Raw genomic sequence first — 19,789 nt, 5'->3', positions numbered from 1 at the left:
CCCGCCCGAGCGCCTTTTGCGGGTTCCCGCAGATCCGCCGTGCGTCTCCGCGAAATTCCTGCGCGACTCGCCGCAGACCACCCCCCTCCCGAGGCTTAGACACAGGGCAAGGCGGCCACCCATCCGGGGCCGCGCAGCTTTGAGGCCAAGGGAGGGCGCCGATGCCATTCGTCAATATCCGCATCGTGAAACAAGTGATCGAACATGACCCGGAGGGCATCAAGGACAAGGTGCAGAGCGCGGTGACCGACTCCATCGCCGAGGCGGCGGGCATTCCGAAGGAGAACGTCTGGGTCACCTTTGAGGAGGTCGAAGACACCGATTGGTTCGCGGGCGGCGCGCGCGTGAAGGAACTGAGGGCCGGGGCATGAGCATCGAGATCCGCAAGGCGGGGATGCACGAGATCGTCGACGCCGATGCGGCGCTGGAGATCGTGGCCGGGGGCTTCCTGTTCACCGAAGGCCCGATCTGGCACCCGGTCGCGCAGCATCTCACCTTCTCCGACATTCCCGGCAACGCGCTCTACCGCCTTGGTGCGGACGGCAAGGTCACGCCCTTCCGCAAGCCCAGCCACATGGGCAACGGCAACACCTATGACGCCAAGGGGCGGATGCTGACCTGTCAGCACGCCACAAGCTCGGTCACACGGACGGAAGCGGATGGCAGCCTCACCACGCTGGCCACCCATTACGACGGCAAGGAGCTGAACAGCCCCAACGATATTGTCGTGCGCCGGGACGGGCTGATCTATTTCACCGATCCGACCTACGGGCGGATGGAGTATTTCGGTGTCGAGCGGCCGCTGCAGATGGGGGCGCAGGGGGTTTACTGCGTGACGCCCGATGGCAAGGCGATCACTCGGCTGGCCGATGATTTCGCGCAGCCCAATGGGCTGTGCTTCTCGCTGGATCACAAGCAGCTTTACGTGAACGACACCGAGCGCAAGCACATCCGCCGCTTCGACATTGCCGAGGACGGCACGGCGACGGGCGGGGATGTCTGGGTCGAGGTGACGGAGGGCGACGGCGAGGGCCACCCGGATGGCATGAAGATCGACAGCAAGGGCAATGTCTATTGCACCGGGCCGGGCGGGGTTCATGTGATCACGCCGCAAGGCGAGACGCTGGGCGTGATCCGCATGGCCGAGTTTACCGCGAATTTCGCTTGGGGGGGCGCGGATCTGACGGATCTCTACTTCACCTCCTCCACCGCGCTGTACCGCATCAAGGTCAAGACACCGGGCTTGCCGCTGTTCTGAGCGCGCAAGGGGTTTGGGCGGCCAGCCGCCCGGCCTTTCGGCAACGGGTTTCGTGGCGTGCAGCCTCCCGCTTGTGCAACCCGACCCCCGTTGCCGGAACGGCCGATCCCCTGCCGCAGGGCAGCCCGGCCAGAGGACAGGCCAAACAACGGGCCAGATAAGGAGACATTCATGGCGCATGTGATGCCAGACCTGTTCAAGATCGACGTGAAAGGCCACGCGATCACCCATGCCCGCACCGAGATGGTCGCGCGCGGCAAGGTGGTGACGACAGACGAGCCGCCGGAGCGCGGGGGCACCAACCTCTTCGCGACCCCGCTGGAGACGATGCTTTCGTCCTTCCTTGGCTGCACAAATGTGATCGCCAACTACGTGGCGGGGCTTCTGAAGATCAAGCTGCGCGGCATGGAGTTTGAGATCTGCGGCCATTTCGATACGCGGGGGGTGTTTGGCAAGGCCGAGATCGGCACGCCCTTCCCGGTGATCGAATTGCGCGTGGTTCTGGACACCGACGCCAGCGATGCCGAAATTGCCGAGCTGCAGCGGATCACCGGGGAAAAATGCCCTGTTTCCGTGCTGTTGCGCCGCGCCGGATGCGAGATCCGCGAAAGCTGGGTGCGCAAGTGAGCGCACGTGTCTCACGGCTTGCGGATGTGCCCCGCGGAGGCTGCGGGCTTCCGCAATTTCCGGGCGTGATCCCCCGTATCCGGCCAGAGGCACTGCCTGCAGATTAGGCACCAGAAAGATCAAGCCCACAGGCCTTCCGCACGAAAGGAGCGTGCCGGTTGCCCCAAGGGCCCCCTTTCCAAACGACGAAAGATCGTCACCCATACGAAACGACCCCAGGGAGGAGACCTGACATGAAACTGATTAAGACACTCTGCGCCGGCGCATTGGCGGCAGCCGCATCGCTGGCCGCGCCGACGCTGTCGGTGGCCGAGGAAATCAACCTCAAGTACCACGCCTTCGCCGGCGTCGGCCCCTCGAACCTTGCCACGCGCTGGTTCATGGACGAGGTGGAGAAACGCACCGAGGGCAAGGTGGAATTCACCCGGATCTTCGGCGGCCCACTGGGCAAGCTGTCGGGCCAGCCGGAAAACATCAAGGTCGGCGCCTTTGACATGGGCGAGTTCTCCCCGGTGTACAATCCGGGCCTGTTCCCGCTGGCGAACGTGACCTCGCTGCCCTTCATGACGGACAACCCGATGGCCCACGCGCAGGCGGGCCACGAGCTGTTCAAGACGCCGACGGTGGAAGCTGAATTCACCGCGATGAACCAGAAATACCTGTTTCCGGGCCAGTGGGGCTCGATCCAGCTGCTGTCCCATGACCCGATCCGCACGATCGAGGATCTAAAGGCCGCTAAGGTGCGCGCCCATGGCGGCGCGGCGGAGATCCTGAAAGAGCTGGGCATCACCGTCTACGGGATCCCGTGGGGCGAGCTGCCTGCCGCCGCAGAGCGCAAGGTCGTGACGGCCGCCATCATCGGCGCACCGGCGGATGCCTATGCCTTCGGCTTCGGCGAGATCTTCAGCTACTGGGACAACGTGGACTGGTTCTACTTCCCGATGCCCGTCTCCATCAACCTTGACACCTGGAACGCGCTTCCGGCGGATGTGCAGGCGATCATGGAGCAGGTCGGCAACGAGACCGTCGAGAAAGCCCGCACCCTTCTGGAGGCCGAAGAGGTTGAGGCGCGCGCAGCCCTGATGGAGCAGACCGAGATCGTCAACCTGGAGCCCGCCGAACAGGCCAAGATGGACGCCGTGCGCGATGCCGCCTGGCAGCACTGGGCGGAGGCCCGCGAGGCCGAGGGCCTGCCCGGCCAGGCCGTGCTGGATGACTTCCGCGCGATCCTGAGCAAGCACGGCGGCTGACCCCGCGCGCCGCAAAGCTGAGTGCTTTCGTCAGACCACCATCTGCGCCGCCCGCCATAGCCCAAAAGGGGCGCGGGCGGCGCAACTCCACCATCACATCACAAGAAACACCAAGGAAATCGGCAAGGCTCAAGCCATTCGGCACCGGCCGCGAAATGCGGTATGGGATCGGAGGTGCGGGGCTTTGAGAGGGGATGCGTCGATGGCAACGTTTGCAAGCAATGCCTTAATTCTGCAGAGAAAGCTGGAAGAAATCGCCTGCTATGTCTCGGCCATGGCCGTGGCGACGATGATGTCGATCACCGTGCTCGAAGTGTTCGCAAGGGCGCTTTTCCGGATCAGCGTGCCGGGCTCCTATGAATATGTGAGCCTGATGTTCGTCTACCTGATCTACCTCGGGCTTGGCTTCTCCCAGCGCCGCGACGCTCATATCACCGTGGGCATCCTGTATGACCACATGCCCCGCCGCGCCAAGAAGATCGTCGAGGGGCTGTATCTGCTCATCGCCTGCCTGTTCTTTGGGGCCCTCACCTGGACGAGCGGCGTATCGGCCTTCAGCGCCTATGTGATGGGCGACACCGTTCTGGGCATCATCGAGGTCAAGACATGGTGGGCGCGCGCCGGGATCCCCGTCGGGCTGGCGCTGTTCTCCACCCGCTTCCTCATCCAGCTGATCGACCTGATCAAGAACGACGTGCTGCTCGAAGAGGCCGCCGCCGCCGAAGAAGAGACAAACTGATGATCGAGACCTTCCAAATTCCGCTCGTACTGGGGACGGTGGCCCTCTTGATGGTCATGCGCGTGCCGGTGGGCATCTCTCTGCTTCTTTCCGGCGCGATGGGCTTTGCCTTCATCCGCGGCACGACGATCACGCTCGACACCATAGGTGGGCGGCTGTTTGACATCGGATCGGGCTACGCCCTAAGCGCCGTGCCGCTGTTCCTGCTCATGGGCCATGTGGCCGCCAAGGCCGGGATCACGCAGGACATCTACCGCGCCGCCCGCGCCTGGCTCGGGCATATGAAGGGCAGCGTTGTGTTCGCAACCACCGTCGCCGCTGTCGCCTTCGCCGCCTGCTCGGGCTCGACCACATCTTCCACGGCCGTCTTTGGCCGGGTTGCGATCCCCGAAATGCTGAGCCTGAAGGTCAACCGCAAGCTGGCCGCCGGCTGCGTGGCCACCGTGGGCACGCTGGCGGGGATGATCCCGCCCAGCATCAACCTGATCGTCTACGGGATCATCGCGCGGGAATCGATTCCGAAGCTGCTGATCGCGGGCATCATTCCGGGCCTGCTTACCGCCGTCGCCTATCTGGTCATGATCTACATCCGCGTCAGCCGGAACCCGGAGCTGGCCCCCGCGCTCCCCAAAGCCTCCATCGAGGAGCGGATGCACTCGCTCAAGGGCGTCTGGAGCTTTCTGGCCCTCGGCGGCATCGTGATCGGCGGGATCTACGCCGGGATCATCACGCCGACGGAAGCCGGGGCCATCGGGGCCGTGGGCGCTTTCCTGATCGCGCTGCTGCGGGGGCGGCTGTCCTTCGGGGTGCTGCGGGAGGTGTTTCTGGACACCGCGCAGACGACCTCGGTAATCTTCATCATCCTCGTTGGCGCGCTGATCTTCTCGTCCTATCTGGCGGTCAGCGGGGCCTCTGGCGCGGTGTCGCAGTTCATCCTATCGCTTGATATGCCGATGATGGGGATCGTCTGCATCTACGTGCTGCTGCTCTTGGTGCTGGGCTGCATGGTGGATCCGGTGTCCGTCATGTTCCTGACGGTGCCGATCTTCGTGCCGCCGCTGGTGGCGCTGGGGGCGCATCCGATCTGGCTGGCGATCGTGATCGTCAAGACGCTGGAGATCGGCCTGATCACGCCGCCGGTTGGCCTGAACGCCTTCGTGCTGAAAGGCGTGGTGCCGTCCTTCTCCCTGCGGGAGATCTTCGGCGGGATCTGGTGGTTCCTGCAGGTGGAGGTGATCACCCTGATCCTGATCATCCTGATCCCGGCCATCGCCACCTTCCTGCCCGAACTGGCCTTTTGAGAAAACGGGCGCGGTGGCCTGGCCCCCGCGCCCGAACCGGCCCGCGCCCTGGCGCAGCACCATAACCCGCCCGCCCGGCGGGTTTTCGCGTTTGGGGCGGGTAGCCTAGTGTTCGGTGCTTGTGATGTGTTATGGAATAACATAACAAAATGGGGAAAATTCTTTAAGTATTCCAACCGGAGTTTCCCCATGCCCCGCTCTCTGCCCCGCAAAGCCTCCCTTCTGTGTTCCACTCTTCTTGTCGCCGGCCTGCCCGCCGCCGCGCTCGCCTCGGGCGAGGAAACCCGCGAGATGGGGGCGCATGAGCATGGCCATGGCGCGCTGAACATCGCGATCGAGGGCAACACTCTGGCCATCGAGCTGGAGGTGCCGGGTTTTGACATCGTGGGCTTCGAGCATGCGCCGGAGTCCGACGCCGACAAAGCCGCCGTTGAGGAAGCACTCGCGAAGCTTTCCGAGCCGCTGAGCCTGTTCGTGCTGCCCGAGGCCGCCGGGTGCCAGGTGAGCGAAATGCTGGTGGAGCTGCACGGCGAAGAGCTCCACGAAGATCATGAGGAAGAGCATGATCATGACGAGAAGCATGAAGAGCATGCGGAAGGCCATGACCACGACGACGAAAAGCACGAAGAGCACGCCGAAGGCCATGACCACGACGAGCATGAGGAACATGCCGAGGGCGAGAGCCACTCCGAGTTCCATGCTGCCTTCCTGATGACCTGCGAGGATGCGTCCAAACTGACGCAGGTCGAATTGGCCTATTTCAATGCCTTCCCGAATGCGGAAGAATTGGAGGTGCAACTTGTCACGGACGCCGGGGCCCGCAGTGTGGAGGCCAGCGGCGACGCTGCCGTGATCGATCTGAACTGATACGGGACATCTGACGCCAGCCATGACAGACGCCATCGACATCCGTGACATGGCGTTCTCATGGCGCGGGCGCACGCACTTCAGCCTCGCCGTGCCGGAGCTGACCGTCGCGGCGGGGGAGAAGCTTTTCCTGCTGGGCGAAAGCGGCTCGGGCAAATCCACGCTGCTGAGCCTGATCTGCGGCATCGCCACGCCGCAAACCGGCCGCGTGGCGGTGCAGGGCACCGATCTGGCCAGCTTACGCGCCTCCGCGCGGGATCGCTTCAGGGCCGAGCATATCGGCGTGATCTTCCAGATGTTCAACCTGCTGCCCTATGCCTCGCCGCTGGACAACATCCTGCTGCCGCTCGCTTTCGCGCCGGGCCGCCGCGCCCGCGTGGCCGATCCTCGCGCTGAAGCGCTGCGGCTGACGAGGGCTTTGGGGTTAGACGCCGATCTCGTGGCAGAGGCGCGCACCACAGAGCTGAGCATCGGCCAGCAGCAGCGCGTGGCCGCCGCCCGCGCGCTGATCGGCGCGCCGGAGCTGATTGTGGCCGATGAGCCAACCTCGGCGCTGGATGCGGGCACGCAGGAGGCCTTCCTTGCGCTCCTGATGGCGCAGGCCGAGGCCGCCGGGGCAACGCTCGTGATGGTGAGCCACGACGCCCGGCTCGCACCAAGGTTTGACCGCAGCCTCGATCTGGCCGACATCGCGCAGGTGCGCCGGGGGGCCGTGGCATGATCCTTCTGCGCCTCGCGGCGAAATCTCTGGCCAGCCGTGCCCTCACCGTGAGCCTCACCGTGCTGGCCATCGCGCTTTCGGTGGCGCTGTTTTTGGGCGTGGAGAAGGTGCGCACGGGGGCCAAGGCGAGTTTTGCCGATACGATCTCGGGCACCGATCTGATCGTCGGCGCGCGCTCGGGCGGGGTGCAGCTATTGCTCTATTCCGTGTTCCGCGTCGGCAATGCGACGAACAACGTGACGTGGGAAAGCTTTGAAGACATCGCCGCCCGGCCCGAGGTGGATTGGGCGGTGCCGATGTCGCTTGGGGACAGCCACGCGGGCTTTCGCGTGCTGGGCACCACGGGAGAATTTTTCGAGCGCTACAAGTTTCGCGGCGGGCGCGATGTGAAATTTGCCAGCGGTGCGCCCTTTGACGATCTCTTCGATGCGGTGGTGGGGGCCGATGTCGCGGCCCAGCTGGGCTACGATCTGGATCAGGAGATCGTCGTGGCCCATGGCATCGCCTCCTTCACCGAACATGACGATAAACCCTTCCGCGTGTCGGGCATCCTTGAGAAAACCGGCACACCGGTGGACCGCACGGTGTTCGTGAGCCTTGAGGCCATCGAGGCGATCCACGTGGATTGGAGCGGCGGCGGGCGGTCGCAAAACCCGGTGAGCGCGGATGAGGTCCGGCAGATGGATCTGGCCCCGCAGGCGATCACGGCGGCGCTGATCGGGGTGAACTCGCGGCTGCAGATCTTCGCCTTGCAGCGCTGGGTCAATGAATACCGAGAGGAACCGCTGCTCGCGATCCTGCCCGGCGTGGCGTTGAGCGAGCTGTGGAGCCTGATCGGCGTGGCGGAGAACGCGCTGGTGGCGGTCTCTGTCATGGTGATCATCACGGCGCTTCTGGGCATGGTGGCGATGATCTTCTCGGGCCTGAACGAACGTCGCCGCGAAATGGCGCTCTTGCGCGCCATCGGCGCGCGGCCCGGCACGATCATGGGTCTGCTGACGTTGGAAGCCGCGCTGATGAGCCTTTTGGCCGTGCTGATCGGCACCGGGCTTCTGTACACGGGATTGTTTGTTGCGCGCTCCTACGTGGATGCGGCATTTGGCCTGTATCTGGAAATCACCTGGCCCACCGCGCGGGAATATGCCGTGCTGGGGCTGATCGTACTGGCGGGCACGCTCGTGAGCCTGTTGCCTGCCCTGCGCGCCTATTTCCTGTCGCTTTCGGACGGGATGCAGGTGCGCTCATGATATTGAGCCATTGAAGGGAGCCGCCTTTGCCCACACGCCGCCATCTCCTTACCACGCTCGCCGCCGCCGGGCTCGCCCCCGCGCTGCCCGCGCAGGCCTTCTGGAAGGATGTGACGGAGCTTGACTGGGCCGACCTGATCCCGACGGGCAGCGACGTCACGCTGCTGGAAGAGATCCGCGAGCTGGGCGTGGTGCAGCATGGCGAATTGTCCACCGGCTTCGAGCAGGTCGCGGCCTCCGGCGTGACGGAGGCCTACAACGGGCAGGAGGTGCGCCTGCCGGGCTTCGTGGTGCCGCTGGAATTCAGTGCAACGGGGGTGACGCAATTCATCCTCGCGCCTTTCGTTGGGGCCTGCATCCATGTGCCGCCCCCGCCCGCGAACCAGCTTGTGCTGGTGCACAGCGCGAAGCCTTACGAGATGTCGGATCTGTTTGACCCCGTCGAGGTGACGGGGCTGTTCAACACGGCCGTCACGAGCACCGAATTGGCCGAAGTGGGCTACACCATCGAAGCCAGCAAGATCCGCCGCTACAAAGCGTAGAGCAGGGGCCGGGCTGGCCTGCATCAACGTAGTCTTTACCCCAAAGTGCCAGAACACCCATGCTAGCAATGCCGGGTGGGCGTGGGTTGCCGCGCCCGTGTTGGTTTCGGAAGGGAGTTTGTTGATGAATGGATCAAAACGCGCCGCCGCCGTTGTGGCGCTGATGGTTGCCGGGGCGGCGCATGCCGAGGGCACGCCCGTCACGCTTGAGAATTTCACCATCGCGGAAACGGATCGCTACATGGCGGAGCATTCCGCCGAGCACGCCATCAACACCATCCGCCATTCACGGGAGCCGTCCGGGCCCGAGAACCAATTCGTGATCACGGAGAACAAGGATGTGCTCTACAGCCACGCTGTGGTGGACACGATGGGCGGCGCGACGATCAGCAACCCGGCGTGGGATTACCTCTCGATGATCCAGATCATCGATGAGGCCCACTACACGCTGCACGTGCTCTACGCAGGCGAAAGCGTGACGCTGACGCCTGAGGATCTGACGACCGGGCGCTACGTTTTCCTCAACATGCGCACGGGCCTGCGCTCCACCGATGAGGCTGGCCTAGCCGCCGCCTATGCGCATCAGGATGGTTTCGGGATCGAGGCGGCCTCGGCGGAACCTTACCCGCCAAAAGGCTTTGACACCAAAAGCCTAGATGAGGTGCGCGCCGCGTTGGTGGCGCGGGCGGGTGAGGCCGACAAGCCGGAGCTGTTTTTCGGGCGGCCCGAGGATGTGGACCCGGAGATGTTCCTGATCGCCACCGCCAAGGGCTGGGGCGGGCTGCCCTACAAGGATGCCGTCTATATCTCGACGATCGTGCCCGAAGGCGCTTCGGCGGAAGGGGCCTGTTCGGAAATGACCCTGCCGCGCCCGCCGCTGAAATATGACGAGGGGGCGTTCTTCTCCGTCACCACCTACAGCGCGGAAAGCTGGATCGTGGAGGAGAATTTCGCGCTCAATGACCGCGCGGCCACCGCCAATGACGATGGTTCCATCACCTTCCGCTACAATTGCCCCGGCCAGCCCAACAGCATGGATGTGCAGCCGGGCTGGACGCAGGTGATCCGCCTCTACCAGCCTGAAAGCGCCGAGGCAATTTCGGGCTATGTGGAGAAGATCAACGCCGAAGTGAAGATCCTGCCCGCGGGCTGAGGCGGCTTTATTCCAACCGCAGCTCGGTTTTCGGATCGAACAGGCAGATCTTGCTCATGTTCAGGGCCAGCTCGATGGGCTGGCCTTCGTCCGGCGCGTCGTCGGGCTCCACGCTCGCCACCACGGGCTGTCCGTTGAGGCTGGCCATCAGGATGGTTTCCGAGCCCGTCGGCTCCACCATATCCACCAGCACGGTGACGCGGGCCGTGGCGTCGCCGCGGTGGGCGTGGACCGGGTTGAAATGTTCCGGCCGCGCGCCGAGGATCACCTGCTGCCCCTCCGTGAGGCTGGCGAATTTGCCGTCGGGCAGGGGCAGGGGGCTTTTCACACCGGCCAAGCGCAGGGCGGGGGTGCCGCCCGCGAGCGTGACGGTGGCTTCAAGGAAATTCATCGTCGGCGAGCCCATGAAGCCCGCCACGAACATGTTGCGCGGGCGCTCGTAGATTTCCTTAGGCGTGTCGTATTGCTGCAGCACGCCTTTGAACATCACCGCGATGCGGCTGGCGAGCGTCATGGCCTCCACCTGATCGTGGGTGACGTAGACGGTCGTCTTGCCGACGCGCTGGTGCAGCTTCTTGATTTCCGAACGCATCTCGATGCGCAGTTTGGCATCAAGGTTGGAGAGCGGCTCGTCGAACAGGAACAGCTTGGGATCGCGCACCAGCGCGCGGCCCATGGCCACCCGCTGCCGCTGCCCGCCCGAAAGCTGGCTCGGCTTGCGATCCAGCAGCGGGCCGATCTGCAGAAGCTCCGCCACGCGTTGCACGGTTTCCTTCTGCTCGGCCTTGGGCACGTTGCGGCACTCCATGCCGAAGGTCATGTTCTCGCGCACCGTCATAGTGGGGTAGAGCGCGTAGGACTGGAAGACCATGGCGATGTCGCGGTCCTTGGGCGCATCATCGTTCACGGTGCGCCCCTCGATGGCGACCTGCCCGCTGGTGACGCTTTCCAGCCCCGCGATGATGTTCAGCAGTGTGGACTTGCCGCAGCCCGAGGGGCCCACGAGCGCGATGAACTCGCCGCTTTCGGCTTCAAGGTTGATGTCGGTCAGAACCTCGACGGACCCGTAGCTCTTGCGGAGATCCTTGATGGTGAGTGAGGACATGATCAGCGGTTCCTGTTATTTGACAGCGCCCTGCGTGAGGCCACGCACGAAGTACTTGCCTCCCACGACGTAGATGATGAGCGGCGGGATGGCGGCCATGATCACGGCGGCGGCCTCCACGTTGTAGTGGCGCTCGCCGGTGCCGCTGCCGGAGAAGGCGACGATGGCGGAGGTGATCGGCTGGTTGCCGCCGGAGGTGAACACGGTGCCGAAGAGGAACTCGTTCCAGATGCCGGTGAACTGCCAGATCACGGTGACGATGACGATGGGCGGCGAGAGCGGCAGGATGATCCGGCGGAAGATGCGCCAGAAGCCCGCGCCGTCGATGCGCGCCGCCTTGATCAGATCGTCCGGTATCGAGACGAAGTAGTTGCGGCAGAACAGCGTGGTGAAGGAGATCCCTTGCACCGTGTGCACCAGAACGAGCCCGGCGATGGTGTTGGAGAGCCCCAGCTTGCCCAGCATCCAGGCCCAGGGCAGCAGCGTCATCTGCTGCGGCATGAAGACCCCCAGCGTGATCAGCCCGAAGACCCAGCCGTCATAGCGGAAGCGCCATTTCGACAGGATATAGCCGTTGAGCAGGCCGAACATCGTGGAAAGCACGGTGGCCGGGATCGTCATCAGGAGCGAGTTCTTGTAGAAGCGCGAAACGCCCTCGCAGGTGCCGCCGATGCAGAAGCTGCCCCAGGCCTCGGCCCAGTATTTCAGCGAAGCGGTTTCTGCCTCGGGCAGGGCGATGAAGCCGGTGCGCACGATGTCGTCCAGCGGGCGTAGCGTGTTCAGAAGGATGATCAGCAGCGGCGCGATGTAGATCAGCGCAAAGAGGCCAAGCGCGCCGTAGACGATGGATTTCGCGGTGATCTGGCGGCCGCGGCTGCCGGTGGACAGCGGGTCGAATTGCTGATGGGTCTCAGCCATGGCGGGCGCCCTCCTTGCGTTTCTGCACCGCCATCCACAGCGCGTAGGGGATCAGCACGGCGGCCAGCGCCACGAGGATCATCACGGCTGCCGCCGCCCCTTGCGCGATCTGGCCGCGCTGGAACATGAGGTCATAGACAACGATCGCGGGCACGGTGGTGGCCACGCCGGGGCCACCTTGGGTGAGCGCCACGACGAGGTCATAGGTCTTGATGGCGAATTGCAGTAGCACCACGGTGACGGCGATGAAGATCGGCCAGATCGTGGGCAGCACCACCTTGCGGTAGATGCGCGGCATGGAGGCGCCGTCGATCTGCGCGGCCTTCACCAGATCGCCATCAACCGAGCGCAGGCCGGCGAGGATCAGCGCCATGGCAAAGCCCGAGGCGTGCCAGATGCCGGTGATCACCACCACGTAAAGCGCCAGATCGCGATCGGTGATCCAGTCGAACTTGGCCGCCGCCCAGCCCATGTCGTGCAGGGCCAGTTCCACGCCGGTGTTGGGGTGGAAGATCCAGCGCCAGACGGTGCCGGTCACGATGAAGGAGATTGCCAGCGGATAGAGGTAGATCGTGCGCCAGATGGATTCGAACTTCACCCGCTGGTCGATCAGCACGGCCAGAAGCGTGCCCACCAGAAGCGTGCCCAGCACGTAGAGCGTGCCGAAGATGAAGAGGTTCTGATAGGCCACCGTCCAGCGTTTGCTGCCCCAGAGCTTGGCGTATTCGCCAAAGCCCGCGTAGGTCGGATCGGGCAGCAGGGTGGAGGTGGAGAGCGAGATCCAGAAGGTCCAGATCGTGAAGCCGATCACGTAGATCGCGGCGACGATGACACTGGGCACCAGTACCATCTGCGGCGTGATCTCGCCCCAGCGGTGCGCGGATCGGGTTTTGGGTTCGGGGGGCACGGCGGGCTCCTTCTGCCAGTCTGCCGACGGGGAGACGAAGGGTCGAAAAAAACCGCCCCGGCCCAAAGACGTGGACGCGGCCGGGGCGGCAGGGAGAGCTTACATCTGCAGTTCGACCGCATCCGCCAGCTGGTTGGCGGCCTCTTCGGCAGAGATGCTGTCGTCGGCGACAAACTCGGTGATGACTTCCATCATCGCGCCGCGGAACTTCTGCAGAACCGTCATGTTGTGGGCCATGGAGCGCACCAGCGTGCCCTCAGAAACGGAGGCTTTCAGATCCTCAAGCCCCTGCTGCTGGCATTTGGTGAAACCGCCCACGGAAAGATCCACATCAGTGCGCGCCGGGATCGAGCCCTTGGCCACGTTGAAGGTGGATTGGAACTCCGGCGACATGATGATCTCGGCCAGCAGCTTCTGGCCTTCGATGTAGTCGTCGTCCTTCTGCTTGAAGAAAACGACGGAGTCGGAGTTCAGGATGAAGCCGTTGCCGCCCCAGTCCACCGGCGTCTGGGTGCAGTAGTAATCGGTGTCCTCGGAGAAGCCGGCGAGGTTGGCGGAGGCCACCGTCCAGTCGCCCATCAGGAAGAAGGCGGCTTCGCCGGTCATCGTCATCGTCATCGACTGCTCCCAGGAGCGGCCGTTGATGCCGTCATCCATGTAGCCGACCATCTTGCGCAGCTGCTCAAAGGCCTTGACCATGCCATCGCTGCGCAGCGCGTCCAGATCGGCTTCCTGGAAGGCCTTGCGATAGAGCTCGGCGTCCATGCCGTAAACGACGCTGTCAAAGGTCGTGGTGTCGGACCAATCCGCCGCGCCATGGGCGATGCAGATCTTCCCGGCGGCCTGGATCTTGTCGCAGGCGTCGTTGAACTCGGCCCAGGTGGTGGGCACGGCGATGCCAAGCTCATCGAGGATGGCGCGCGAGGAGTAGAGCCAGTTCACGCGGTGGATGTTCATCGGCGCGGCGACCCAGTTGCCGGTCGGCTTCATCACCGTCAGCAGCTCGGGCGCGACCACGGCGTCCCAGCCCTGCTCGGCGGCGGTGGCGTCGAGGTTCGCGGTGGCCCCGGCGGCGTTCCACTCGGCGATTTCCGGCCCCTTGAGCTGCACGGCGGCGGGCGCGTTGCCGGCCACCACGTCAGAGCGCAGCTTGGCGAGCGTGTTGGAGGTGTGGCCGGAGATGGCCGTCTGCTCCCAGACGCCGCCGGCGGCTTCGAACATCTCACCCAGCTTGGCGATGGCGGCGGCTTCAGAACCCTGCGCCCATTGGTGCATCATGTTGGTTTTGGGTTGGGCCTGCGCGGCAGATGCGCAGAGGCCGAGGGCCACGAGGCTGGCGCAGCCTGCGCGCAGCGCGGTTTTCTTCGTCGCTTTCATTTGGGTCTCCTCCCCCATGGTTCAGTCCTTTGCGGCCTGTCGCGGCGGGTCTCCTCCCTGCGGCGGCGGCCAGTGAACATCTGCGGCGAGCGGCGCGGCAGGGCTGCGCGAATCTCACCGTGCAGAAATTGTTAAGTGGGACATGACATCATTTCAAGTAGTATTTAATATTTGACAAGTGGGACTTGAGGATGGGATGTTTCCGCGAAACTGATGCGCCCTTTGCCGGAAGGGCCGGGCGTTCAGGCTGAGGAGGAGAGCCGACGTGCTGCCGCAAAAACGAAGGTCCAAAGGGAGCCAATCCCGTGCCAGATGCGCGGCGCGCAAGGTTGACGCGCAGTCAGAGGCCGGGCTTTATCAGGCAACCGCAGCGCCTGCGGGCCGCCCCACAGGGACACATGTGTAGATGACCGATCCGGCCAAGCCCGCACAGCGGCCCAATATCACCCAGCACATCATCGACGTGCTGGGCCGCCGCATCGTCTCGGGCGAGATGGGCCGCGAGGAACATGTGCTGTTCGAGCAAGAACTGATCGAGGAATTCGGCGCCAGCCGCAACGCGGTGCGCGAGGCGGTGAAAACGCTGGCGGGCAAGAACCTCGTGGTGTCGGCGCGCAAGAAGGGCACCACGGTGCGCCCGCCGGAGGAGTGGAACCTGCTCGATCCGCAGGTGATCGACTGGCTCATTCAGGACACCGCCACCAATGAGGCGCTGATCCAGTCGCTGTCCGAACTGCGCCGGATCATCGAGCCCGAGGCCGCCGCGCTCGCCGCCACGCGCGCCAGCGCCACACAGATCCTGCGGCTGTTTGAATGCTGCGAGAAGATGGGCGCGAAGGGCGGCACGGCGGCGCAGGCCGTGCATTGGGACACCGAGTATCACAAGGTGCTGCTGGCGGCCTCGGGCAACCCGTTGCTGCGCTCGCTCGCCACCGCCATCGAGCGGCTGTTGCTGAGCAATTTCAGCCTCTTCACCCACGCCAACGAAGGCTTCATCCGCAACATCCCCGATCACGTCTGGATTGCCGAGGCGATCCGCGATCGCAACCCGGATCTGGCGCGCCAGCGCGTCTGTACGTTGCTGGACAAGAACGCCAGCGACATCGACGAGCTGAAACAGACGATGCCCGCCGTGGATCTGCCCTCGCTGCGGGCGGAGTGATCCGCGCCCGCGGGGCGCTTTTTGCAAGCTGCGATTGATCCGAACGGCGGGCCGCTCCGTATACGTTGGTATAGCCGCCTTCGTGAGAGCCCCGATGACATTTCAGCGCCCCCCCTTGCCCGCCTTGGCGGCCTTCGCCGTCATAGTCCTGACCGCCGTTTCCGCCGCTGCCCAAGGCAGGCCCGCCGGGGTGGAAACAGCGCCTGTCACGCTGGTGGAGATGAGCGACACCACGCGCGTGTTCGGGCAAGTGGTGGCGGAGCGCGAAAGCGCGGTGGCGGCGCGGGTGCCGGGCGTGGCGGTGGAGGTGCCGGTGCGTGTGGGCAGCCGGGTGGAGAAGGGCGACATCCTTGCCCAGCTTGATATGGAACTGCTGCAGATCGAGGCGCGGCGGGCCGAAAGCCAGTTGGCCATCGCCGAAGCCGGGGTGCAGGTGGCCGAAGCGCGGCTGGACCGCGCCCGCAAGGCCTTCGAGCGCGCCCAGACCTTGCGCGCAAGCGCCAATATCTCCGATGCATCGCTGGAAGAGCGCCAAAGCGCGCTGGCCGAGGCCACAGGGCTGATGCAGGAGGCCATGGCGCGCATCGCGGCGGCGCGCAACACGATGGACGAGGCCAGCTACACCCTGCGCAACGCCACCATCCGCGCGCCTTTCGATGGCGTGGTGCTCACGCTGTCCACGCAGGTCGGGCAATATGTGAACGCGGGCAGCGAGGTCGTCTCGCTGCTGGATCTGGATCAGATCGAAGTGCGCGCCAATGTGCCGAGCCAGCTGGTGGACGTGCTGGAAACGGGCCGCGACGTTGCCGCCCAGACGGCCACGGGTGCGCGGCTGAACCTGTCGTTGCGGGCCATCCTGCCCACCGAATATGCCAACACCCAGACGCGCCCGGTGCTGTTTGCGATCACGCAGGCGGCGGGGCCGAAGGCGGTGGGGCAGTCGATCTCACTCGATCTGCCCACCAGCGCCCCGCGCGAGGTGCTCGTGGTGCCCAAGGATGCGCTGGTGCAGGCGCGCGGCGGCTGGAGCGTCTTCGTGAACGACGGCGGCACGGCAGCCCCGCGCCCGGTGGAAATCGGCGCGGCGGTGGGCGGTGCTTTTGAGGTGCTTTCGGGCCTGCAACTGGGCGATGAGGTCGTGGTGCGCGGCAACGAACGCCTGCGCCCCGGCCAGCCCATCGCCCCGGCCGGGGCAGGGGCCCCCGGTGGACGCCCCGGCGCGGGCGAAGGCGGTGGCCCGCCGGGCCGCCCCGCCGAAGGCCCGCCGCAAGCGCAGGGCGGGCCAGCGGCGGAAGACACCGCACCGCGCGTCGTGGCCGACAACGCCAGCGAACAGGGCTAGGCCGATGGACCCGATCCGCTACGCAATCGAGCGCCCCGTCGCCGTCATCGCCATCGTCTTTATGGCGGTGATGTTCGGCATCCTCGCCCTCACCCGCATCCCCGTCCAGCTTGCGCCCGATGTGCGCAAACCCATCGTCGTGGTGGAAACCGCTTGGCCCGGCGCGGCGCCTGCCGAGGTGGAACGCGAGATCGTGAACCCGCAGGAAGACGCGTTTCGCGGCCTTGAGGGGCTCGACCGGATGACAAGCCGCGCCCGCACCGGACAGGCCGAGGTGACGTTGGAATTCGCCGTCGGCACCAATGTGAGCGACGTGCTCCTGCTGGTTTCCAACCGGTTGGACCGCGTCGGCGGCTATCCCGACGAGGCCAGCGAGCCGACGCTCAACACCTCCGGCGCGGACGACAGCCCGATTGCCTGGGTCATGGTGAAGGCGGGCGAGGGCGTGAGCCAGCCTCTGCCGAACTATGGCGATTTCGTTGAAGATGAGATCAAGGAGCGGCTGGAGCGGATCGATGGCGTCTCCACCGTGAACGTCTTTGGCGGCGTGTCGCGGGAGCTGCAGATCGTTGTGCACCCGGATGATCTGGCCCGCTACGGGCTGACGATCCCGCAGGTCGTCCAACGGCTGCGCGCCGAGAACGTGAGCCTCTCCGCCGGGGACGTGGACGAGGGAAAGCGCCGCTACGTGGTGCGCGCGGAAGGCAAGCTCGACACCATCGACGCGGTGGAAAACGTGGTGCTGCGCAGCGAAACGCTGGGCACCGAGAATACGCTGGGCCGGGTGCTGGTGAAAGACGTGGCCGATGTGGGCTTTGCCTACAAGGTCTCCAACGCGCAGTTGCGTTTCCGGGGCGAACAGGCGCTCGCCTTCAACATCGTGCGCGAGCAAGGCGCAAATGTGATTTCCACCATGGATGAGGTCCAGCGCGTGCTGGCCGAACTGCAGGACGGCCCAGTGGCCCGCGAAGGTCTGGTGCTGGAGCAGGTCTATGACGAGACGATCTATATCGAGAGCGCGATCGATCTGGTGGTGCAGAACATCTGGATCGGCGGGCTCCTGGCGGCCGGTGTGCTGCTGCTCTTCCTGCGCAGCCCCCGCGCCACGCTGGTGGTGAGCCTCGCGATTCCCGTCTCCATTGTGGCAACCTTCGTGGCCATGGCGGCTACGGGCCGGACGCTGAACGTTATCTCGCTGGCCGGCATCGCCTTTGCCGTGGGGATGATCGTGGATGCCGCCATCGTGGTGCTGGAAAACATCTACCGCCTGCAGGAAAAAGGCATGCGCCGCCGCGAGGCCGCCTATCACGGGGCCAAGCAGGTCTGGGGGGCGGTGCTTGTTTCGGCGCTGACGACGGTGATGGTCTTCATCCCGATCCTGATCATGGAGCTTGAGGCCGGGCAGCTGTTCCGCGACATCGCGGTGGCGATCTCGGTGTCTGTGCTGCTCTCGCTCGTGGTCGCCGTGACCGTGGTGCCCGCACTGGCAAGCCGGATCCTGTCGCCCAAAGGGGCGTCCACGGTACGCCTGCCGGGGATCGACCATTTCGCCGCCGGCTTCAGCTGGCTGATCATGGCCTACGTGCGGATGACGGTGCGCTTCCGCGCGCTGGGGCTGCTGTTTGTCTCGGCCATCGGCACAGGCGCGGCGCTGGCGGCCATCGCCTTCCTGCCCAAGCTCGAATACCTGCCCGAGGGCAACCGCAACCTCGTGTTCGGCCTGCTGATCCCGCCGCCGGGCTACAACCTCGCCACCACTGAAACCATCGCTGAGCGCATCGAGGCCGTGGCGCAGCCCATGTGGGAAGCCGCGCCAGAGGCTGAAACCGCCGACGGTACGCCGGCGCTCTCAAGCTTCTTCTTCGTGGCCACGCCCGGCAACAGCTTCGTGGGCGCGGCGACGGTGGACGAGAGCCGCGTGGCCGAGGTGATCCCGATCCTCTCGCGCCCGATCTTTGCCGAACCGGGCACCTTCGGCTTCATGACCCAGCCCTCGCTCTTTGGCCGGGGCGTGGGCGGCGGGCGCACGATCGAGGTGAACATCTCCGGCAACGAGCTGGAGGAGATCCTCGGCGTCGCCGGGCAGGCGGCGGGCATCATCGCCGGGCTCCTGCCGCGCTCCGAGGGCCACCAGTTCCGCCCGATCCCCGGCCTTGAGCTGGGCGCGCCCGAAGTGCGGCTGATCCCGGACCGCATCCGCCTTGCCGACGCCGGCCTCACCACGCAGGATCTGGCCGCCACGGTGGACGCCTATAACGACGGCATCCGCATTGCAGAGATCAACGTGGGCAACCGCCGGATCGACCTGACCCTGAAAGGCGATGCCACCCTGCAGGACGCCCTGCGCACGCAGGACATCGCCACGCTTCCCGTCGTCACGCCGGGCGGGCAGATCGTCTCCGCGAGCGGGCTCGCGGATGTGCGCGTCACGGCCGGCCCCACCGAGATCCGCCACCTCGAACGCCTGCGCACGGTGACGCTGGAAGTCCGCCCCTCGGACGCGCTGCCGCTGGAAGCCGCCGTGGAGTTGATCGAGAGCGAGGTCATCGCGCCGCTGCAACAGCGCGGCCTGCCACCGGGCGTGCGGGTGGAAGTCTCCGGCACGGCGGACCAGCTTTCGCAAACATGGAACGCGATCCAGATCAACCTCGTCGTGGCGCTGATCATCGTCTTCCTCGTGATGGCGATCCTGTTTGAAAGCTTCGTGCTGCCGCTGGTGGTGCTGGTGTCGGTGCCCGTGGCGGCGGCCGGGGGCGTGGGCGGGCTCGCCGTGCTGAACCGGATCGGCACCCAACCCCTGGACATGCTCACGCTCTTGGGCTTCGTGATCCTGATCGGGATCGTGGTGAACAACGCCATCCTGATCGTGCACCAGACGCTGCACCACATGCGGCAGGACGGGATGGACGCCGTGGCCGCCATCGAGGAGGCCACGCGCAACCGGATCCGGCCGATCTTCATGTCCACGCTGACGTCGGTCTGCGGGATGCTGCCGCTGGTGCTCTTCCCCGGCGCGGGCTCGGAGCTGTACCGGGGCCTCGGGGCCGTGGTGGTGGGCGGCCTGTCAATGTCGGCCTTCCTGACCCTGCTCACCGTCCCTCCCCTCCTGCGCCTCGCGCTCACGGGGCGGGACAGAGTGTCGCCGGACCCGGCTGCGGTTGCGGCTCCGGCGGAGTAGGGGGGCCTTTGGCAGTCCTTGGACTTCCAGAAGTCACGCTGGATTAGTAGCAAACGGCCCAGTCCGCCCCTTCGGGGTGGCCGTCAATGCCGCAC

18 protein-coding genes are annotated in these 19,789 nt (G+C 65.3%); 14 read left to right on the top strand and 4 right to left on the bottom strand.

The annotated features are described in order from the left end of the window. Positions 1–161: 161 nt before the first annotated feature. From KVX96_RS18675 to KVX96_RS18625, 11 genes are all read left to right on the top strand, one after another. Entirely contained in the window at positions 162–371 is a 210-nt protein-coding gene (locus tag KVX96_RS18675) for a tautomerase family protein (protein ID WP_261196351.1), read from the top strand. Then, positions 368–1,258 carry an SMP-30/gluconolactonase/LRE family protein gene (locus KVX96_RS18670; protein ID WP_261196350.1) on the top strand — a complete coding sequence of 297 codons (891 nt, stop codon included), beginning with the start codon at positions 368–370 and terminating at the stop codon, positions 1,256–1,258. Before KVX96_RS18675 ends, KVX96_RS18670 begins: the two co-directional genes overlap by 4 nt. Positions 1,259–1,429: 171 nt before the next feature. After that, a complete protein-coding gene (locus KVX96_RS18665) occupies positions 1,430–1,885 on the top strand; it encodes an OsmC family protein (protein ID WP_261196349.1) in 456 nt (151 codons plus the stop codon). Positions 1,886–2,118: 233 nt separating this feature from the next. Continuing rightward, a complete protein-coding gene (gene dctP, locus KVX96_RS18660) occupies positions 2,119–3,135 on the top strand; it encodes a TRAP transporter substrate-binding protein DctP (RefSeq protein WP_261196348.1) in 1,017 nt (338 codons plus the stop codon). A 202-nt stretch (positions 3,136–3,337) separates the two neighbouring features. Further along, complete coding sequence (locus KVX96_RS18655) at positions 3,338–3,874, top strand: TRAP transporter small permease (protein WP_261196347.1); 537 nt, start codon at positions 3,338–3,340, stop codon at positions 3,872–3,874. Further along, complete coding sequence (locus KVX96_RS18650) at positions 3,874–5,175, top strand: TRAP transporter large permease (protein WP_261196346.1); 1,302 nt, start codon at positions 3,874–3,876, stop codon at positions 5,173–5,175. The genes KVX96_RS18655 and KVX96_RS18650 overlap by 1 nt, the downstream gene beginning before the upstream one ends. A 189-nt stretch (positions 5,176–5,364) precedes the next feature. Next, positions 5,365–6,042: a DUF2796 domain-containing protein gene (locus KVX96_RS18645; RefSeq protein ID WP_261196345.1), complete on the top strand. Its 678-nt coding sequence runs from the start codon at positions 5,365–5,367 to the stop codon at positions 6,040–6,042. Positions 6,043–6,064: 22 nt separating this feature from the next. Beyond that, positions 6,065–6,763 carry an ABC transporter ATP-binding protein gene (locus KVX96_RS18640; RefSeq protein WP_261196344.1) on the top strand — a complete coding sequence of 233 codons (699 nt, stop codon included), beginning with the start codon at positions 6,065–6,067 and terminating at the stop codon, positions 6,761–6,763. Beyond that, entirely contained in the window at positions 6,763–8,010 is a 1,248-nt protein-coding gene (locus KVX96_RS18635) for an ABC transporter permease (RefSeq protein ID WP_261196469.1), read from the top strand. The genes KVX96_RS18640 and KVX96_RS18635 overlap by 1 nt, the downstream gene beginning before the upstream one ends. A 26-nt stretch (positions 8,011–8,036) precedes the next feature. After that, the gene (locus KVX96_RS18630) at positions 8,037–8,552 is read left to right on the top strand and encodes a DUF3299 domain-containing protein (RefSeq protein WP_261196343.1); all 516 of its coding nucleotides are present in this window, start codon (positions 8,037–8,039) and stop codon (positions 8,550–8,552) included. A 124-nt stretch (positions 8,553–8,676) separates the two neighbouring features. Then, complete coding sequence (locus tag KVX96_RS18625) at positions 8,677–9,705, top strand: hypothetical protein (RefSeq protein ID WP_261196342.1); 1,029 nt, start codon at positions 8,677–8,679, stop codon at positions 9,703–9,705. A 7-nt stretch (positions 9,706–9,712) separates the two neighbouring features. Here the strand turns inward: KVX96_RS18625 and KVX96_RS18620 are convergent, their stop codons facing one another. The 4 genes from KVX96_RS18620 to KVX96_RS18605 all read right to left on the bottom strand — a co-directional run bounded on the left by KVX96_RS18620 (position 9,713) and on the right by KVX96_RS18605 (position 14,012). Beyond that, positions 9,713–10,810: an ABC transporter ATP-binding protein gene (locus KVX96_RS18620; RefSeq protein ID WP_261196341.1), complete on the bottom strand. Its 1,098-nt coding sequence runs from the start codon at positions 10,808–10,810 to the stop codon at positions 9,713–9,715. A gap of 15 nt (positions 10,811–10,825) precedes the next feature. Continuing rightward, the gene (locus tag KVX96_RS18615) at positions 10,826–11,728 is read right to left on the bottom strand and encodes a carbohydrate ABC transporter permease (protein WP_261196340.1); all 903 of its coding nucleotides are present in this window, start codon (positions 11,726–11,728) and stop codon (positions 10,826–10,828) included. Then, positions 11,721–12,635: a carbohydrate ABC transporter permease gene (locus KVX96_RS18610; protein ID WP_261196339.1), complete on the bottom strand. Its 915-nt coding sequence runs from the start codon at positions 12,633–12,635 to the stop codon at positions 11,721–11,723. Before KVX96_RS18610 ends, KVX96_RS18615 begins: the two co-directional genes overlap by 8 nt. Positions 12,636–12,734: 99 nt before the next feature. Continuing rightward, positions 12,735–14,012, bottom strand: coding sequence for an ABC transporter substrate-binding protein (locus tag KVX96_RS18605; RefSeq protein ID WP_261196337.1), 1,278 nt, complete (start codon positions 14,010–14,012; stop codon positions 12,735–12,737). A 406-nt stretch (positions 14,013–14,418) separates the two neighbouring features. Between KVX96_RS18605 and KVX96_RS18600 the strand changes: the two genes are divergently transcribed. The 3 genes from KVX96_RS18600 (at position 14,419) to KVX96_RS18590 (ending at position 19,694) form a co-directional block, all read left to right on the top strand. Then, the gene (locus tag KVX96_RS18600) at positions 14,419–15,174 is read left to right on the top strand and encodes a FadR/GntR family transcriptional regulator (RefSeq protein ID WP_261196335.1); all 756 of its coding nucleotides are present in this window, start codon (positions 14,419–14,421) and stop codon (positions 15,172–15,174) included. Between the two features lie 94 nt (positions 15,175–15,268). After that, positions 15,269–16,516, top strand: a complete 1,248-nt coding sequence (locus tag KVX96_RS18595) for an efflux RND transporter periplasmic adaptor subunit (protein WP_261196334.1) — start codon at positions 15,269–15,271, stop codon at positions 16,514–16,516. Between the two features lie 4 nt (positions 16,517–16,520). After that, on the top strand, positions 16,521–19,694 hold the full coding sequence (locus KVX96_RS18590) for an efflux RND transporter permease subunit (RefSeq protein WP_261196332.1): 3,174 nt from the start codon (positions 16,521–16,523) through the stop codon (positions 19,692–19,694). Positions 19,695–19,789: the final 95 nt, after the last annotated feature.

Origin of the sequence: Pseudoruegeria sp. SHC-113 (assembly GCF_025376885.1) — a bacterium.
GTDB lineage: Bacteria > Pseudomonadota > Alphaproteobacteria > Rhodobacterales > Rhodobacteraceae > Pseudoruegeria.
This window is presented reverse-complemented; position numbering and strand designations above follow the sequence as displayed.

Bases quoted from the DNA above. Each gene is read 5' to 3' on its own strand.
- KVX96_RS18675 (WP_261196351.1), top strand. From the start codon at position 162: ATGCCATTCGTCAATATCCGCATCGTGAAACAAGTGATCGAACATGAC.
- KVX96_RS18670 (WP_261196350.1), top strand. From the start codon at position 368: ATGAGCATCGAGATCCGCAAGGCGGGGATGCACGAGATCGTCGACGCC.
- KVX96_RS18665 (WP_261196349.1), top strand. From the start codon at position 1,430: ATGGCGCATGTGATGCCAGACCTGTTCAAGATCGACGTGAAAGGCCAC.
- dctP (WP_261196348.1), top strand. From the start codon at position 2,119: ATGAAACTGATTAAGACACTCTGCGCCGGCGCATTGGCGGCAGCCGCA.
- KVX96_RS18655 (WP_261196347.1), top strand. From the start codon at position 3,338: ATGGCAACGTTTGCAAGCAATGCCTTAATTCTGCAGAGAAAGCTGGAA.
- KVX96_RS18650 (WP_261196346.1), top strand. From the start codon at position 3,874: ATGATCGAGACCTTCCAAATTCCGCTCGTACTGGGGACGGTGGCCCTC.
- KVX96_RS18645 (WP_261196345.1), top strand. From the start codon at position 5,365: ATGCCCCGCTCTCTGCCCCGCAAAGCCTCCCTTCTGTGTTCCACTCTT.
- KVX96_RS18640 (WP_261196344.1), top strand. From the start codon at position 6,065: ATGACAGACGCCATCGACATCCGTGACATGGCGTTCTCATGGCGCGGG.
- KVX96_RS18625 (WP_261196342.1), top strand. From the start codon at position 8,677: ATGAATGGATCAAAACGCGCCGCCGCCGTTGTGGCGCTGATGGTTGCC.
- KVX96_RS18620 (WP_261196341.1), bottom strand. From the start codon at position 10,810: ATGTCCTCACTCACCATCAAGGATCTCCGCAAGAGCTACGGGTCCGTC.
- KVX96_RS18615 (WP_261196340.1), bottom strand. From the start codon at position 11,728: ATGGCTGAGACCCATCAGCAATTCGACCCGCTGTCCACCGGCAGCCGC.
- KVX96_RS18605 (WP_261196337.1), bottom strand. From the start codon at position 14,012: ATGAAAGCGACGAAGAAAACCGCGCTGCGCGCAGGCTGCGCCAGCCTC.
- KVX96_RS18600 (WP_261196335.1), top strand. From the start codon at position 14,419: ATGACCGATCCGGCCAAGCCCGCACAGCGGCCCAATATCACCCAGCAC.
- KVX96_RS18595 (WP_261196334.1), top strand. From the start codon at position 15,269: ATGACATTTCAGCGCCCCCCCTTGCCCGCCTTGGCGGCCTTCGCCGTC.
- KVX96_RS18590 (WP_261196332.1), top strand. From the start codon at position 16,521: ATGGACCCGATCCGCTACGCAATCGAGCGCCCCGTCGCCGTCATCGCC.